Here is a 15,200-nt window from a genome sequence, read left to right as displayed (position 1 = left end):
GCGGCCGAAACCGTGCATTTTATCAGTGCGGCGCGGCGCTCGCGTCAGTGCGCGTCGCCGCTGTGGTAACGTGCGCCTGTTTGGCGGCGCCCCTCGCGCGCGCCCGGTTCCTCCGTTGTCGATATCCCGTATGTCCCGTTCCTCTTCCGGCCGCCCGGCGGCCCCTTCCAGCCGCGGCAAGCCGCACACGATCCGCATCATCGGCGGCGACTGGAAACGCACGCCGCTCGCGGTGCTCGATCTCGACGGCCTGCGCCCGACCCCCGATCGCGTACGCGAGACGCTGTTCAACTGGCTCGGCCAGGATCTCGAAGGCCGGCGCTGCCTCGACCTGTTCGCGGGCACCGGCGCACTCGGTTTCGAGGCCGCATCGCGCGGCGCGGCGAGCGTCGTGATGGTCGAGCGCCATCCGCGCGCCGCGCAGCAGTTGCGTGCGATCAAGGACAAGCTCGGCGCCCGTTCGGTCGAGATCGCCGAAGCCGATGCGCTGCGGCTCGCGGCCGGGCTCACGCCGGGCGCGTTCGACGTCGTGTTCCTCGATCCGCCGTTCGACGATCTGGCCGCGCTCGAGCGCGCGATCGCGCTGTCGGCGCCGCTCGTCGCGGCCGGCGGCGCGCTGTACGTCGAAACGGGGGCGGAACTCGATCCGGCCGCGCACGACGCGCTCGCGGGCTGGCAGGTGGTGAAGCACGGCAAGGCCGGTGCGGTTCACTATCATTTGCTGCGCCGCGAAAATGATGAATAATGCGCGTTCCATACGAGGCGGCGCGCCGCGAAGGCGACGCATGCCCATCTCGGCAGCGGCGCGTGCATCGCACGGCTGCCATCCCGTTTGCGTGATGACAGGAGGAGCGACATGGTAGTCGCCGTGTATCCCGGTACGTTCGATCCGCTGACGCGCGGGCACGAAGACCTCGTGCGGCGTGCGTCGAGCATTTTTGATACGCTGGTGGTGGGCGTTGCCGACAGCCGCGCGAAGAAGCCGTTTTTCTCGCTCGAAGAACGTCTGACGATTGCGAACGAGGTGCTCGGCCATTATCCGAACGTGAAGGTGATGAGTTTCACCGGCCTCCTGAAGGATTTCGTCCGCGTCAACAATGCGCGCGTGATCGTGCGCGGGCTGCGCGCCGTATCCGATTTCGAATACGAGTTCCAGATGGCGGGGATGAACCGCTATCTGCTGCCCGACGTCGAGACGATGTTCATGACGCCGTCCGACCAGTACCAGTTCATCTCGGGGACGATCGTGCGCGAAATCGCGCAATTGGGCGGCGATGTCAGCAAATTCGTGTTTCCGTCCGTCGAGAAGTGGCTGACCGAGAAAGTCACGGCGATGGGAGGCCCTGCCGCGTGATGCGGCGCCGGCCGGTTTCGTTGCGAAGCCGGCCGCCGGCCTGAAGAAGTGAGATCAGCATGGCTTTGATGATTACCGACGAGTGCATCAATTGCGACGTGTGCGAGCCCGAGTGCCCGAACGGCGCGATTTCGATGGGCCCGGATATCTACGTGATCGACCCGAACAAGTGCACCGAGTGCGTCGGCCATTTCGACGAACCGCAGTGCCAGCAGGTGTGTCCGGTCGAATGCATTCCGCGCGATCCGCAGCATGACGAATCGCACGCGCAATTGATGGAGAAGTACCACGCGTTGATCGCCGTGAAGGGCGACGACGCGTCGTGATCCTGCGCTGACGCGCGCTCCGATCGACGGGCGCGCGTCGCGCTTTCTATTCAGACCGGCGCCGGTTCTTCCATATCAGCCCAGCAGCTCGCCCAACGCCGCGACGAGCGCATCGCATTCGGCATCGGTGCCGACGGTGATGCGCAGATGCTGGTCGATCCGCGGCAGCCGGAAGTGCCGCACGAAAATTTCCCGTTCCTTCAGCTTCGCCGCGATCGCGCCCGCATCGTGCGCGGGATGGCGCGCGAACACGAAATTCGCGGCCGACGGCACGATCTCGAAGCCGAGCGCGGCGAGCGCATGCGTGAGCCGCGCCCGGCTGTCGATCACGCGCCGGCAGGTGGCGTTGAAATAATCGGTGTCTTCATATGCAGCCTGCGCGGCGGCCTGCGCGAGCCGGTCGAGCGGATACGAATTGAAGCTGTCCTTCACGCGGTTCAGCGCGTCGATCAGCGCCGCATCGCCGAACGCGAAGCCGACGCGCATGCCCGCGAGCGAGCGCGCCTTCGACGTCGTATGCACGACGAGCAGGTTCGGATGGCGGTCGATCAGCGTGATGGCCGACTGCGCGCCGAAGTCGACGTACGCTTCGTCGATCACGACGACCGACGACGGGTTCGCGGCCGCGATCCGCTCGACGTCCGCGAGCGGCAGCGCGCGCCCGGTCGGCGCGTTCGGGTTCGGAAACAGCACGCCGCCGGCGTCGTCGAGATAGTCGTCGACGCGGATCGAGAAATCATCCGCGAGCGGCACGATCGTGGTCTCGACGCCGTACAGGCGCGCGTAGGTCGGATAGAAGCTGTACGTGATGTCGGGAAAGCGCAGCGGCCGGTCGTGCTTGAGCAGCGCCTGGAACGCATGCGCGAGCACCTCGTCGGAGCCGTTGCCGACGAACACCTGTTCGGGCTGGATGCGGTGATGGGCCGCGACCGTCTCGCGCAGCGCGCGTGCGACCGGGTCGGGATAGCGGCGCAGCGTGTCGCCGGTGTCGCCGAGTTCGCGTGCGATCGCCGCGACGACGCGCGGCGACGGCGGATAGGGATTCTCGTTGGTGTTCAGCTTGACGGGGTGCGCAAGCGCGGGCTGTTCGCCCGGCACGTAAGGCACCAATTGCTGAACGACGTCGCTCCAGTAACGGCTCACCGCTTGGCTCCTGTCGGGCAAAACGCCCAGATTACCGCATGTGCGCGTCGCGGTGGGTCAGGCGAGGCCGCCGGGTTGGCCGGATGGCCGATGCACCGACCCGTGCGCGGTGCGGTCAGCTGCGATGCAGCTGCATCGTCGCGCGGTCGAGTTCGCCCTTGACGACCATCGGCATCACGGCGAGCGCGCGTTCGATCGATGCGTCGATCACGTCCTGTTCCTCGCGGCGCGGCGGTTTCAGCACGAAGTTCGCGACGTCGGGCTTCGCGCCGGCGCGCGCGCTTTCCGGAATCAGGTCGCGCGGATGGCCGATGCCGATCCGCAGCCGCCAGTATTGCTGCGACGACAGGTGCGCGGTGATGTCCTTCAGGCCGTTGTGGCCGCCGCTGCCGCCGCCGAGCTTCAGCTTCACGGTGCCGGGCGGCAGGTCGAGCTCGTCGTGCGCGACGAGGATCTGGTCGGACAGGATCTTGAAGAATTGCGCGAGCGCGACGACCGACTGGCCGGAGCGGTTCATGTAGGTCTGCGGCTCGAGCAGATGCACTTCCTCGCCGTGCAGGCGCGCTTTCGCGTAGAAGCCGTGGAAGCGGCGTTCGTCGCGCAGCGTCGTGCCGGCTTCGCGAGCGAGCTGGTCGATCAGCCAGAAACCGGCGTTGTGGCGCGTCGCGGTGTATTCCGCCCCGGGATTGCCGAGGCCGACGATCAGTTTGATCATGACGTTTCGAAGGCGGCGGCTGCCGCCTGGGCGCAGAAAAAGAAAAACCCGCCGGGCAAGCCGCGGCGGGTTGCGTCGACCGTTTCGTGAAACGGATCGATGGGGCGTGCAGGCAGCCGCTTAGGCAGCCGGCGTTTCGCCTTCTGCTGCGTCCGACACGGCACCCGCCGGGACCGTCGCCGAAGCGATGACCGGGTTTTCCGCGTCGACGTGTGCGACCAGCGCGACGCCCTTCGGCAGCGCGATGTCCTTCGCGTGCAGCGATTGACCGGCTTCGATCTTCGACAGGTCGACTTCGAGGAACTCCGGCAGGTCAGCCGGCAGGCACTCGATTTCGATTTCCGTCGCGACGTGCGAGACGATCGCGCTCGACAGCTTCACGGCCGGGCTGACTTCCGCGTTCAGGAAGTGCAGCGGTGCCTTCGTGTGCAGCTTCTTCTTCGCGTCGACGCGCTGGAAGTCCACGTGCAGCACGAGTTGCTTGAACGGGTGGTATTGCACGTCGCGCAGCAGAACCTGTTGCGACTGGCCAGCGACTTCCAGGTCGAGGATCGACGAGTGGAAGGCTTCCTTCTTCAGTGCATGCCACAGCGCGTTGTGATCCAGTTCGATCTTTTGCGGGGCTGCTTCGCCACCGTAGACGATACCCGTGGTCTTACCGGCGTTGCGCAGGCGGCGGCTCGCACCCGTACCTTGCTGTTGGCGCTCGAAAGCGACGACTTTCATGTGATTCTCCATGTGCTGCCCGCGACCAGGCAGTAAAACGGGGCCATCAAACGGCCCCCGATGAAACGGCCGGGGTTTCGTCTATCCCGTCCGATTGTGCAAAAAGCGAAGCGTTGCCGCTTCGCTTTTCGCGCATGCTTTGTTCCGTCGATTCGCGATCAGGATTCCGCGAACAGCGACATCACCGAATCGCCGCGGCGGATCCGCGAGAACGTCTCGGCCAGCAGGCTCGCGCTCGTCAGCGAGCGGATCTTCGAGCATGCCAGCGATTCGGCCGACAGCGGAATCGTATCGGTGACGACCAGCTCGTCGAGTTCCGATGCGGCGATACGCTCGGCGGCGCCGCCCGACAGGACCGGGTGCGTCGCGTACGCGAACACCTGCTTCGCACCGCGCGCCTTCAGCACTTGTGCAGCCTTGCAGAGCGTGCCTGCCGTATCGACCATGTCGTCCATGATCACGCAGGTGCGGCCTTCGACTTCACCGATGATGTTCATCACTTCGGCGACGTTCGCCTTCGGACGACGCTTGTCGATGATCGCGAGATCGCAGTTGAGCTGCTTCGCGAGCGCCCGGGCACGCACCACGCCGCCGACGTCCGGCGACACGACGAGCAGATCCGAGTAGTTCTGCTTGCGCACGTCGCCCAGCAGGATCGGCGTCGCGTAGATGTTGTCGACCGGGATGTCGAAGAAGCCCTGAATCTGGTCGGCGTGCAGATCCATCGTGATGATCCGCTCGACGCCGGCGATTTCCAGCATGTTCGCGACGACCTTCGCCGAGATCGCGACGCGCGCCGAACGCGGGCGGCGATCCTGACGCGCATAGCCGAAGTAGGGGATGGCAGCGGTGATCCGGCCGGCGGAGGCGCGCTTGAGCGCATCGACCATGATCATCAGTTCCATCAGATTGTCGTTCGCCGGTGCGCACGTGGATTGCAGGACGAAGACGTCCTTGCCGCGCACGTTTTCCTGGATCTCGACCTGGATTTCGCCGTCGGAGAAACGGCTGACCATCGCTTTGCCGAGGGGAATACCAAGGATACTGACGACTTCCTGGGCGAGCGCGGGATTCGCGTTGCCAGTAAAGACCATCAGGCCATCATGGCTGTGGCTGCTCATCGTGCACCTGCTTCAGGCTTGGGCGGGAAATGCGGGAAAATTTTTGGCAGGGGAGGAAGGACTCGAACCCTCGCATGCCGGAATCAAAATCCGGTGCCTTGACCAACTTGGCGACTCCCCTACACTTAACTGATAACTTCACCGAACTTGTGTAGGCCGTTCGGCAAAGTAAAACTTCATGACGCGAAAGCGAAGAGCGGATGCTCGTTCAGACTCTCGGCAACTGCGCCATTCCAACTGGCGGGCAGCTTGGCTTTCGCCGCTTCTGCCTCGTGCTTGCTGTGAAACGCTGCAAACACGCTTGCTCCGGAGCCGGTCATCCTCGCGGGGGTCACATCATACAACCATTTGACCGCCTGCGCAACTTCCGCGTACTTCCTTGTTACAACTTCCTGCATATCGTTCCGACCGAAGCTATCTGGCCATCCCGCATCGCTGGTTTGCTGTGCAAGAAAGTCAGCAATTGTGACGGGCTTCGTATTTCTTGTCAACAACTCATCTGAAAATATTTCAGCGGTCGGGACATGAACGCGTGGCGTCACAACCAAGAACCAGCGAGTCGGCAATTGTACCTCAGCTAATTCTTCTCCGATACCCTCCGCGAACGCATTTTTTCCAAAAATAAAAAACGGGACGTCGGCGCCGAGTTTGACCGCGAGCGCCTGGAGTTCGGCGCGCGGCAAATCGAGTTGCCACAGGCGGTTCAGCGCGAGCAGCGTCGTCGCCGCGTCGGAGCTGCCGCCGCCGAGCCCGGCGCCCATCGGCAGGATCTTGTCGATCTCGATGTCGACGCCGTGCGCGGTGCCCGTATGCGCTTTCAGCAGGTTCGCCGCGCGCACGACGAGATCGCTTTCCTCGGGCACGCCCGGCACGTCGGTGACGCGTGCGACGCGGCCGTCGTCGCGCCGCGTGAAGTGCAGCGTGTCGCCCCAGTTCAGCAGCTGGAATACGCTCTGCAGATCGTGATAGCCGTTCGGACGGCGGCCGGTGATGTGCAGGAACAGGTTGAGTTTCGCGGGCGCCAGGCAGTTGCGCAGCGAGCGGGTCGAATCCATGACGGAACTGCTCAAAGAGAATACTCCTTTAGACAATGGCGTAAGGAGTGTGGCGGCGGCTAGGCACCGCCGGAAACAAAAAAACGCTCATGCAGCGCTGCCCCTTACTGATCGAGCACGAGCTTGATGTCGAGCGGCGGCGTGGCGCGCACGAGGTTGACGCGTTTGACGCCCGTGGCCGGGGCATCCGCGTAGGCAAGGTAGTCGATCGTCCAGCCGTCCTGGCGCAACTGCTTGATGCGCGTGCCGTCGGCCGGGTCGCGCACGGTTTCGGCGGGCGTCGCGGGCGCGGCGGTCGGCAGCAGCCAGTAGCGCAGGCCCGCGAGCGGCAGCTCGAAGCCGAGCGTTTTCTGCATCAGGTCGCCGACGTCGGGCGCATATTGGGTCGGGCGGTTCGGCAATTCGAGCGACGCCGCGCGCGGCGTCGATTTCACGACCGCGAGCGTCTGGCCGAGCGGGCTGCGCAGTTCGAGCGACACGTCGTCGCCGTGCTCCTGCCAGTCGAAGTTGCCGTACACGTTCTGCGGGTTGCCGAGACGATCGTCGTACCGCACCGCGAAGCGGCCGTGGTACGCATGCGCCGCCGCCGTCTGCAGCACGGCGCCCGTCGGCGCGTTGGCCGACGGCGGAGTGCTCGCGCAGCCGGCGAGCGCGAGCGCCGCGCCGGCCGCGGCCAGCGTGCGCCGCGCGCGGGAGGACAGGGAAAACATCGGGAACATCCGCATCAGAGGCCGTTGATCTGCAGGCGTTTGAGCGTCTGCACGAGCGTTTCGTTGTCGGGCTCGAGCTTCTGTGCGGCACGCCACGCGTTGCGCGCGTCGTCCTGCGCGCCGCTCTTCCACAGCACTTCGCCGAGATGCGCGCCGATCTCGGCGTTCGGCTGCAGTTCGTATGCACGCTGCAGCACCTTCGTCGCGCCGGCCGTGTCGCCCATCCGGTACTTCACCCAGCCGAGGCTGTCCATGATGTACGCGTCGTTCGGCGCGAGCGCCATCGCCTTGTCGATCAGCTTGCTGGCCTCGGGCAGGCGCTGGTTGCGGTCGGCGAGCGAATAGCCGAGCGCGTTGTAGGCCTGCGGGTTGTCGGGCTGCGTACGGATCAACTCGCGCAACTGCTTTTCCATCGTCGCGTAGTGGCCGGTCTTTTCGGCCGCCATCGCGTAGTCGTAGCGCAGGTCGGGATCGTCCGGGAAGTCCTGGACGGCCTGCCCGAGCCGCGCCTCCGCTTCCGGATAGCGCTTCGCGGTGAACAGGATCGACGCATCGGTGCGCGCCACCACGGCCGCGTCGCGCGGATCCGAGATCGGCAGGTTGTCGAGCACCTTGCGCGCCTCGTCGGTCTTGCCCTGTTTCTGCAGCAGCTGCGCACGCGTGATCTGCGCGGGCAGGTAGTGCTGGCTCGTCTGGTCGACCTTGTCGAGCCATTGCGACGCCTGCGCGTCGTTGTTCTGGTCGATCGCGATCTGCGCGAGGTAGATGTAGCCCTGGCCGACGTCGAGGTTCGGCTGCTTGTCGGCGAGCTGCACGTATTGCTTCAGGTAGCCGGTCGCCTCGTCGAGTTTCTTCTGCTGGATCTTGATCAGCGCGAGCGCCATCAGCGGCGTCGGATCCTTCGCGTCGAGCTTGCGCATCGTCTCGAACTGCTTCTGCGCGTCGTCGAGGCGATCGTCGGCGAGATAGAGCTGCGACAGCGCGAGCCGTGCGTCGCGCGACTTCGGATTCTGCTGAACATACTTCTCGAACGACGCGATGCCCGCCGCGCGTTCCGCCGGCCCCATCTGCGACAGCATCAGCGCCGCCGGCAGGTAGTCGGGGCGGATCTGCAGCGCCTGCTTCAGCGATTGCGCGGCGCCTTCCTTGTCGTCGACCGCGAGCTGCTGCCGCGCGATCGCGAGCTGCGCTTCGGGGCGGTTCATGTCGTTCTTCAGCATGTCCTTCAGCACCGCGAGGCCGCCGACGCGGTCGGGGCCGCGCACGAGCAGCGCCTGCAGCGCGAGGATCGCCGGGCCGCGCGTGTCGCCGGTCGCGCGGGCCAGCTCGCGCGCGAGCATCGGCTGCGCGTCGGCCGGCTTGCCGGCGAGCACCAGCAGCGCGGCGTCGACCTGCGACGCGCGGTTCGAATCCGGTGCGTACTGACGCCACAGGTTCGCGGCGGACAGCGCGTCGGCCGGGCTCTGCGCGCCGAGCGCGATTTCGGTCGCGCGCTGCGCCATGCGCGGATCGCGCGTGTCGCGGGCCAGCGCGAGGTAGGTCTGGTACGCCGGCGCCGGCTGGTTGCGCTGGAGCGCGACCTCGGCGGCGAGCACCTGGTAGACGATCTGGCTCGTCAGCGGCACGCCGGGGAGATTCTTCTGCTCGTCCGGCAACACGTGCTCGAACGCACCCTGCGGCTCCGCGTCGTCCGATGCCGGATTCTGCGCGTGGGCCGGAAAGGCGGTGAGGGTCCAGGCGGCAAACAGCGCGGCACCGAGTGCACGGCGGACCGGGAAGGCGCGCGCGCCGCGCACGGCGGCGGGGCGCTCCTGAAGCAGCTTCGAGGGCAGGGTCATGGAAATCCGTTCGATGTTTCAACCGATTGTAACGCGCTCGCTACAATACACGCACGATCGTGATAGGGTCCGTTTACCTGTGGAACCCCCATGCGAATGCCCGAAATCGCCCGCCTCGCGTGCTGCCAGGCGAGCGATTTCGGGCATTCCCGTGTTTAATTCGGGGCCGCCGCGAGAACGGCCGTTCTCGCGGCGGCGCATGCGCGTTCCCTATGTAAGCAGACCGTAGCCTCAGACCCGCAAAACATGCCAGAGTTGCCAGAAGTCGAAGTCACGCGCCGGGGCATCGAGCCCTTTGTCGCGGGCCGCCGCGTCGAGCGTGTCGACGTCCGTACCGCGATGCTGCGCTGGCCCGTGCCGGCCGGGCTCGCCGAGCAATTGCGCGCGCGCGAGGTGCTCGCCGTCGAGCGCCGCGGCAAGTACCTGCTGTTCGAAGTCGATGCGGGCTGGTTCATCGTCCATCTCGGGATGACGGGCACGCTGCGCGTGCTGCCCGCGGCCGGCGTGCCGATCGCCGCGAAGCACGACCACATCGACTGGATCTTCGACGAATTCGTGCTGCGCTTCCGCGATCCGCGCCGCTTCGGCGCCGTGCTGTGGCACCCGCGCGAAGCCGGTGACGTGCATGCGCATCCGCTGCTCGCGAGCCTCGGCGTCGAGCCGTTCTCGCCGGCGTTCACCGGCGCGCTGCTGCATGCGCGCACGCGCGGCCGCACGGTGTCGGTCAAGCAGGCGCTGCTGGCGGGCGACATGGTCGTCGGCGTCGGCAACATCTATGCGTCGGAGAGCCTGTTTCGCGCCGGCATCCGGCCGACGACGGCCGCCGGCAAGGTTTCGCTGCCGCGCTACGAGCGGCTGGCCGATGCGGTGCGCGCGACGCTCGCCGACGCGATCGAGCGCGGCGGCAGCACGTTGCGCGATTTCGTCGGCAGCAACGGCGAAAGCGGCTACTTCCAGCTCGATTGCTTCGTCTACGATCGTGCCGGCCAGCCTTGCCGCGTATGCGGCACGCCGATCCGCCAGATCGTGCAGGGCCAGCGGTCGACCTATTTCTGCCCGACGTGCCAGCGTTGAAACCCTTTTCCCCGATCAGATAACTTGAAGCCGCCCCGCATCGCCCCCGCTCCGTTCCCCGTCACGCCGCTGCACCGCACGTTCGCCACGCGTCTCGTCGCGTGGCAGCGCGAGCATGGCCGCCATGACCTGCCGTGGCAGAACACCCGCGATCCGTACCGGATCTGGCTGTCGGAAATCATGCTCCAGCAGACGCAGGTGTCGACCGTCATTCCGTATTACACGCGTTTTCTCGACCGCTACCCCGACGTCGCCGCGCTCGCGGCCGCGCCGGCCGACGACGTGATGGCGCTATGGGCGGGGCTCGGCTACTACTCGCGCGCGCGCAACCTGCACCGCTGCGCGCAGGTCGTCGTCGCCGAGCACGGCGGCGCGTTTCCGGCGACGCCCGACGCACTGGCCGAACTGCCCGGCATCGGCCGCTCGACGGCCGCCGCGATCGCGTCGTTTGCGTACGGCGCGCGCGCGACGATCCTCGACGGCAACGTGAAGCGCGTGCTCGCGCGGGTATTCGGCGTCGAGGGCTTTCCGGGCGAGAAGCGGGTCGAGAACGACATGTGGGCGCTCGCCGAATCGCTGCTGCCCGATGCCGCGAACGCGGCCGACGTGAGCGCGTATACGCAGGGGCTGATGGACCTGGGCGCGACGCTGTGCGTGCGCGGCAAGCCCGACTGCGCGCGCTGCCCGTTCGCGGGCGACTGCGTCGCGCAATCGACCGGCCGGCAGCGCGAACTGCCGGCCGCCCGGCCGAAGAAGGCCGTGCCGACGCGCAAGACCTGGATGCTCGTGCTGCGCGACGGCGACGCCGTGCTGCTCGAGCGACGGCCGCCGACCGGCATCTGGGGCGGCCTGTGGAGCCTGCCGCAAGCGGACGGCGATGCCGCGCTCGCCGATCTCGCGCGCGGTTTCGGCGGCGGCGGCACGGTGCCGCTTGCGCCGCTCACGCATACGTTCACGCATTTCCGGCTCGAGATCGAGCCGCGGCTGAGCGATGTGGCCGACGGCGGCGGCCTGCCGTCGCAGGCGCGGGACGCGGACACCGCATGGGTGCCGCTGAGCCGGCTCGACGCGTACGGCGTGCCGGCGCCCGTGCGCAAGCTGCTCGATGCGCTGAGCGGGCCGTTGCTGTAACGAACGGGGAAGGGCGCGGCGCGGGCCGCGTTCGCGAAGGCGCCGCGTTGTCGCCCGCAGGAAGGAATGGCCTTCGGGCGGGCGCGACGCGCGACTCGCGGCGGATCGGCGCGCGGTCGCTACAGCCAGCCGTGCCGGTCGAGCACGTGGTGCACGGCGTCGATGCGCGCGCCGACGTCCGGAAATTCCATCAGCTTCTGCCGCGCGCGCAGGTCGAGCGGTAGCAGTTCCGCGAGGCGATTCGATACCCAGCTCGGATCGTCGAGGCGGAACGGTTCGCCGAACGGCATTTTCTGCGGATCGGATTTTTTCAGCGCATCGATGATGCGTTCGAGCACCTCGGCGCACGAGCCGAACTGCGCGAGCGCCTGTTCGCCTTCGAGCGGAATGTCGTCGGGCAGCGGCTCCGCGATGCCGACCAGCAGCCCGTTGCCTTCGACGCGATACGACAGCAGCTCGAAACGCTGCGTGCCGACCGCCTGCAGATACAGCATCCCGAATTCGCCGGTATCGCACTCGGTGATGCGCGCCATGCAGCCGATGGTTTCGGGCACCGACACCGCGCCGTCCTGCGCGACTTCGGGCCCGCTCTTGAGCAGGCACACGCCGAACGGTGCGTCGTCGCGCAGGCAGGCGCGCGACATGTCGAGATAGCGCGCCTCGAACACCTTGAGCGGGAGCAGCCCTCCAGGAAACAGCACCGTGTGCAGCGGAAACAGCGGCAGGTCGATCAGGGTGGTCGATAAGGAGGACATGGCGCGCGGGCGTGGGGGCGGGTGTCGCTAGGGTCGGTCGACCTCGGAGACGAGCCGCGACGACGCGTCGACATCCACGGGCGCGTCACGATGCCGCACGATCACGTTCGCCTCGCGCGCCAGGCGCGCGGCGAGCGTTTCCGCGATGAACACCGAGCGATGCTGGCCGCCCGTGCAGCCGATGGCGACGGTCAGGTAGCTGCGGTTGTCGTCGCGGAAGTGCGGCAGCCATTTCATCAGGAACGCATGGATGTCGTCGATCATCTGGTGGACGATCGGCAGTGCGTCGAGAAAGGCGATGACCGGCTGGTCGAGCCCGGTGAGCGGGCGCAACTCGTGGTCGTAGTACGGATTCGGCAGCGCGCGCACGTCGAACATCAGGTCGGCGTCGAGCGGCACGCCGCGCTTGAAGCCGAACGATTCGAACATCACCATCAGGTCGTTGTTCTTTTGCTCGATGAAGCGCTTGACCCAGGTGCGCAGCGCGTTCGCGCGCAGCGTGCTGGTATCGATCTGGTGGCCGAATTCGGCGAGCGGCGCGACAAGCTCGCGCTCGCGCTCGATCGCTTCCTCGAGCGACGACAGCAGGCCGACGTCCGCATCGTGCGACAGCGAGCCGGACAACGGATGGCGGCGGCGCGTTTCGGAGAAGCGCTGGATCAGCGCCTGGGTGCTCGCGTTGAGGAACAGCACGCGCACGTCGTGCTCGCGGGACAGCTCGCGGATCAGGCCGGGCATTTCGTCGAGCGATGCGCTCGAGCGCGCGTCGATCGCAACCGCGAGCCGGCGCTGGCCGTCCTGCTCGAGGTAGCGGGCGAGTTCGGGAAGCACGTGCGGCGGCAGGTTGTCGACGCAGTAATAGCCTGCGTCCTCGAGCGCGTTCAGCGCGACGGACTTGCCTGAGCCGGAGATGCCGGTGATGAGGACGATGCGCATGGGAACGGAGAATCCTGACGTTTCATCATAGCACCGGCTCGACGCGTCGGCGTTGCGCGGCCGGCGCGTGCGGGTTACACCAGTTTGCCGGGGAACTGACTGTCGGGATCCTGCATCGCGAGTCGTTGCCGATCCATGAAATCGCGCAACGTGTCGATTCCGCGCAACTGCAGGATCGTGTTCCGGACGGCCGCCTCGACGAGCACCGCGAGGTTGCGGCCGGCCGCGACCTGGATCGTGACCTTGCTGATCGGCAAGCCGAGCACGTCGACGGTCTGGCTTTCGAGCGGCAGGCGCTGGAATTCGCCGTCGGGGCGACGCACGAGCTGGACGATCAGCTTCAGCTTCATTTTTCGTCGCACCGCGGTTTCGCCGAAGATCGTCTTGATGTCGAGCAGGCCGAGGCCGCGCACTTCGAGCAGGTTCTGCAGCAGCGGCGGGCAGCGGCCTTCGACGAAATCGGGGCCGAGACGGACGAAATCGACCGCGTCGTCGGCGACGAGGCCGTGGCCGCGGCTGATCAGCTCGAGGCCGAGCTCGCTCTTGCCGAGGCCGGAATCGCCGGTCAGCAGCACGCCCATCCCGAGGATGTCGAGAAACACGCCGTGCAGCGTCGCGCGCGGCGCGAGGATGCGCGACATGTAGAGCCGCAGGCTGTCGATCACCGCGGCGGCCGACATCGGCGTCGTGAACAGCGGCGTGGACGAGCGCGTGCAGCGCAGCACCAGTTCGGGCGGCGCCGCGGCGCCGCCGGCGACGACGAGAAACGGAGGTTCGAGTGCGATCAGCTCGGCCATGTGGCGCGAGCGGTCTTCGTCGGTCTGGCGCTGGTAGTAGTCGATTTCGGCTTCGCCGAGCACCTGGATCCGGTTCGGGTGGATCAGGTTCAGGTGGCCGACGAGGTCGGCGCTCGACGTTGCGTTGCCGACCGTGTCGGCCGAAAAGCCGCGCTCCCAGCCTTCATGCCCCGTCAGCCAGCTCAGTTTCAGCGTCGCTGCGTTGTCGTCGAAGATGCTCTGGGCGTTGATGCTGGACGTATCCATGACTCTCGTCACTCCAATGGGCCGGTGCGGGCGCGCGGCGACGGACGTCGCCATGCCGGGCCGGCGCCGGGCGGCCCTGGGCGGCGCGTGCCGCCTCGTACGGGGAAATATTCCGCCCGGAACAACTCAAGGTTGCCACTGAGTGAGCAGGCGATGCAACTCGGCGATATCCGTTTCGTTGTGCAGACGCTCGCGTGCGTCGCGGTCGGACAGCAGTTGCGCGATTTCCGACAGGATCTCGAGGTGCTGCTGGGTGGCTTGCTCGGGGACGAGCAGGAAGATCAGGAGACCGACAGGCTGACCGTCGGGCGCTTCGAACGGGATCGCATCGGCGAGGCGGACGAACGCGGCGAGCGGATGCTTGAGGCCCTTGATGCGGCCGTGCGGAATCGCGACACCTTCGCCGAGCCCGGTCGAACCGAGGCGCTCGCGCGCGAACAGGTTGTCCGTGACGGTGCTGCGGCCGATGCCGTTCTGATTCTCGAACATCAGCCCGGCTTGTTCGAAGACGCGTTTCTTGCTGGTGACCGAGAGGTCGATGACGACGTTCTCTATGGGCAGGATTTTGGCTAGGCGATTCATGTTGGCAGGCGATTGGGCGGCCTGGGGTCTCCTTGCGGCGGCGGACTGATTTTCCATGTTCGGCGATATCAAGGCATGTGGCATGGCAACCTGCAACGCCGCTACCGCATCCAACACCCCCCGGCGATAACCGGAACATTATAGAGCACAGCCGCGTGCGTGGCGCAGCACGGACGGACCGGTGGCACCTGCGCTCGGCGTGGCAAAAAAAACGCCCGGCGAACCGGGCGGCGTGCGTGTTGCGGTGACGGTTATTGCGGCGGCAGTTCGATCTGGTCGATCGACGGCTGCAGCTTGATCGGGTCGTGCGCGTGCGTTTGCAGGCGCTCCATGTGCTTGACGACCTGGCGATCCAGCTTGTCGATCAACAGATCGATCGCGGCATACAGGTTGCCGTTCGCGCTTTCGACGAAGATGTCCTTGCCCTTCAGGTGCAGGTTGATTTCCGCGCGCTGCTGCTTGTCCTTTTCCTTGTGGTTGTCGACCGAGAGGATCACAGTGCCATCGATCACCTGATCGCTATGCCGTAGCACCCGGTCCAGCTTGGTGATCACGTATTCGCGAATGGCAGGCGTGACTTCGAGATGATGTCCACTGATCTTCAGGTTCATAGTGCTTCTCCAAGCGAGTGACCACCCGGCCGCATCGAGGCGGCGCTCCGGTCGACTTGCCCATGCCGCGGAAAGGCGGC

Annotated in this window: 17 protein-coding genes and 1 tRNA gene; 5 read left to right on the top strand and 13 right to left on the bottom strand. The window is 66.5% G+C overall.

The features are described from left to right. The first annotated feature begins 130 nt into the window (after window positions 1–130). The 3 genes from rsmD (at window position 131) to AC3IFE_RS12465 (ending at window position 1,680) form a co-directional block, all read left to right on the top strand. A complete protein-coding gene (rsmD, locus tag AC3IFE_RS12475; RefSeq protein WP_124479356.1) occupies window positions 131–745 on the top strand; it encodes a 16S rRNA (guanine(966)-N(2))-methyltransferase RsmD in 615 nt (204 codons plus the stop codon). 111 nt (window positions 746–856) lie between these two features. Then, window positions 857–1,354 carry a pantetheine-phosphate adenylyltransferase gene (coaD, locus tag AC3IFE_RS12470; RefSeq protein WP_006477773.1) on the top strand — a complete coding sequence of 166 codons (498 nt, stop codon included), beginning with the start codon at window positions 857–859 and terminating at the stop codon, window positions 1,352–1,354. Between the two features lie 59 nt (window positions 1,355–1,413). Further along, the gene (locus tag AC3IFE_RS12465) at window positions 1,414–1,680 is read left to right on the top strand and encodes a YfhL family 4Fe-4S dicluster ferredoxin (RefSeq protein WP_006477774.1); all 267 of its coding nucleotides are present in this window, start codon (window positions 1,414–1,416) and stop codon (window positions 1,678–1,680) included. A 75-nt stretch (window positions 1,681–1,755) separates the two neighbouring features. Here AC3IFE_RS12465 and hisC read toward each other — a convergent pair whose 3' ends face one another. From hisC to AC3IFE_RS12425, 8 genes are all read right to left on the bottom strand, one after another. Further along, window positions 1,756–2,823, bottom strand: coding sequence for a histidinol-phosphate transaminase (gene hisC / locus AC3IFE_RS12460; RefSeq protein ID WP_489190713.1), 1,068 nt, complete (start codon window positions 2,821–2,823; stop codon window positions 1,756–1,758). Between the two features lie 115 nt (window positions 2,824–2,938). Further along, window positions 2,939–3,538 (bottom strand): aminoacyl-tRNA hydrolase, encoded by a 600-nt coding sequence (gene pth / locus AC3IFE_RS12455; protein WP_489190712.1) that lies wholly within the window; start codon window positions 3,536–3,538, stop codon window positions 2,939–2,941. Window positions 3,539–3,658: 120 nt separating this feature from the next. Further along, window positions 3,659–4,264: a 50S ribosomal protein L25/general stress protein Ctc gene (locus AC3IFE_RS12450; protein WP_011546248.1), complete on the bottom strand. Its 606-nt coding sequence runs from the start codon at window positions 4,262–4,264 to the stop codon at window positions 3,659–3,661. A 158-nt stretch (window positions 4,265–4,422) separates the two neighbouring features. After that, on the bottom strand, window positions 4,423–5,385 hold the full coding sequence (locus tag AC3IFE_RS12445; RefSeq protein ID WP_089468489.1) for a ribose-phosphate pyrophosphokinase: 963 nt from the start codon (window positions 5,383–5,385) through the stop codon (window positions 4,423–4,425). Window positions 5,386–5,429: 44 nt separating this feature from the next. Beyond that, a tRNA-Gln gene (locus AC3IFE_RS12440) sits at window positions 5,430–5,506 on the bottom strand. A 55-nt stretch (window positions 5,507–5,561) separates the two neighbouring features. After that, window positions 5,562–6,440, bottom strand: a complete 879-nt coding sequence (gene ispE / locus AC3IFE_RS12435; protein WP_489190711.1) for a 4-(cytidine 5'-diphospho)-2-C-methyl-D-erythritol kinase — start codon at window positions 6,438–6,440, stop codon at window positions 5,562–5,564. 104 nt (window positions 6,441–6,544) lie between these two features. Next, a complete protein-coding gene (gene lolB, locus AC3IFE_RS12430; protein ID WP_301739649.1) occupies window positions 6,545–7,165 on the bottom strand; it encodes a lipoprotein insertase outer membrane protein LolB in 621 nt (206 codons plus the stop codon). Continuing rightward, a complete protein-coding gene (locus AC3IFE_RS12425) occupies window positions 7,165–8,988 on the bottom strand; it encodes a tetratricopeptide repeat protein (protein ID WP_489190710.1) in 1,824 nt (607 codons plus the stop codon). The genes lolB and AC3IFE_RS12425 overlap by 1 nt, the downstream gene beginning before the upstream one ends. Before the next feature lie 246 nt (window positions 8,989–9,234). On the opposite strand from AC3IFE_RS12425, the gene mutM reads away from it, so the two are divergent. Continuing rightward, window positions 9,235–10,062 carry a bifunctional DNA-formamidopyrimidine glycosylase/DNA-(apurinic or apyrimidinic site) lyase gene (gene mutM, locus AC3IFE_RS12420; RefSeq protein ID WP_089468485.1) on the top strand — a complete coding sequence of 276 codons (828 nt, stop codon included), beginning with the start codon at window positions 9,235–9,237 and terminating at the stop codon, window positions 10,060–10,062. Window positions 10,063–10,086: 24 nt separating this feature from the next. Next, window positions 10,087–11,193: an A/G-specific adenine glycosylase gene (mutY, locus tag AC3IFE_RS12415; protein WP_301739647.1), complete on the top strand. Its 1,107-nt coding sequence runs from the start codon at window positions 10,087–10,089 to the stop codon at window positions 11,191–11,193. 119 nt (window positions 11,194–11,312) lie between these two features. Here the strand turns inward: mutY and AC3IFE_RS12410 are convergent, their stop codons facing one another. From AC3IFE_RS12410 to hpf, 5 genes are all read right to left on the bottom strand, one after another. Then, window positions 11,313–11,948, bottom strand: coding sequence for an LON peptidase substrate-binding domain-containing protein (locus AC3IFE_RS12410; protein ID WP_059575655.1), 636 nt, complete (start codon window positions 11,946–11,948; stop codon window positions 11,313–11,315). A gap of 27 nt (window positions 11,949–11,975) precedes the next feature. Further along, a complete protein-coding gene (gene rapZ, locus AC3IFE_RS12405) occupies window positions 11,976–12,884 on the bottom strand; it encodes an RNase adapter RapZ (protein WP_089468483.1) in 909 nt (302 codons plus the stop codon). 74 nt (window positions 12,885–12,958) lie between these two features. Then, window positions 12,959–13,927, bottom strand: a complete 969-nt coding sequence (gene hprK / locus AC3IFE_RS12400; RefSeq protein WP_006483133.1) for an HPr(Ser) kinase/phosphatase — start codon at window positions 13,925–13,927, stop codon at window positions 12,959–12,961. Between the two features lie 126 nt (window positions 13,928–14,053). Further along, window positions 14,054–14,566: a PTS sugar transporter subunit IIA gene (locus tag AC3IFE_RS12395; protein WP_027806888.1), complete on the bottom strand. Its 513-nt coding sequence runs from the start codon at window positions 14,564–14,566 to the stop codon at window positions 14,054–14,056. A 194-nt stretch (window positions 14,567–14,760) separates the two neighbouring features. After that, window positions 14,761–15,120 carry a ribosome hibernation-promoting factor, HPF/YfiA family gene (hpf, locus tag AC3IFE_RS12390; RefSeq protein ID WP_006477786.1) on the bottom strand — a complete coding sequence of 120 codons (360 nt, stop codon included), beginning with the start codon at window positions 15,118–15,120 and terminating at the stop codon, window positions 14,761–14,763. Window positions 15,121–15,200: the final 80 nt, after the last annotated feature.

This window comes from Burkholderia sp. APQ4-4ca (assembly GCF_057837105.1).
Note: the sequence above shows the minus strand (reverse complement) of the source record. Positions and strands in the feature narration are given on the sequence as shown.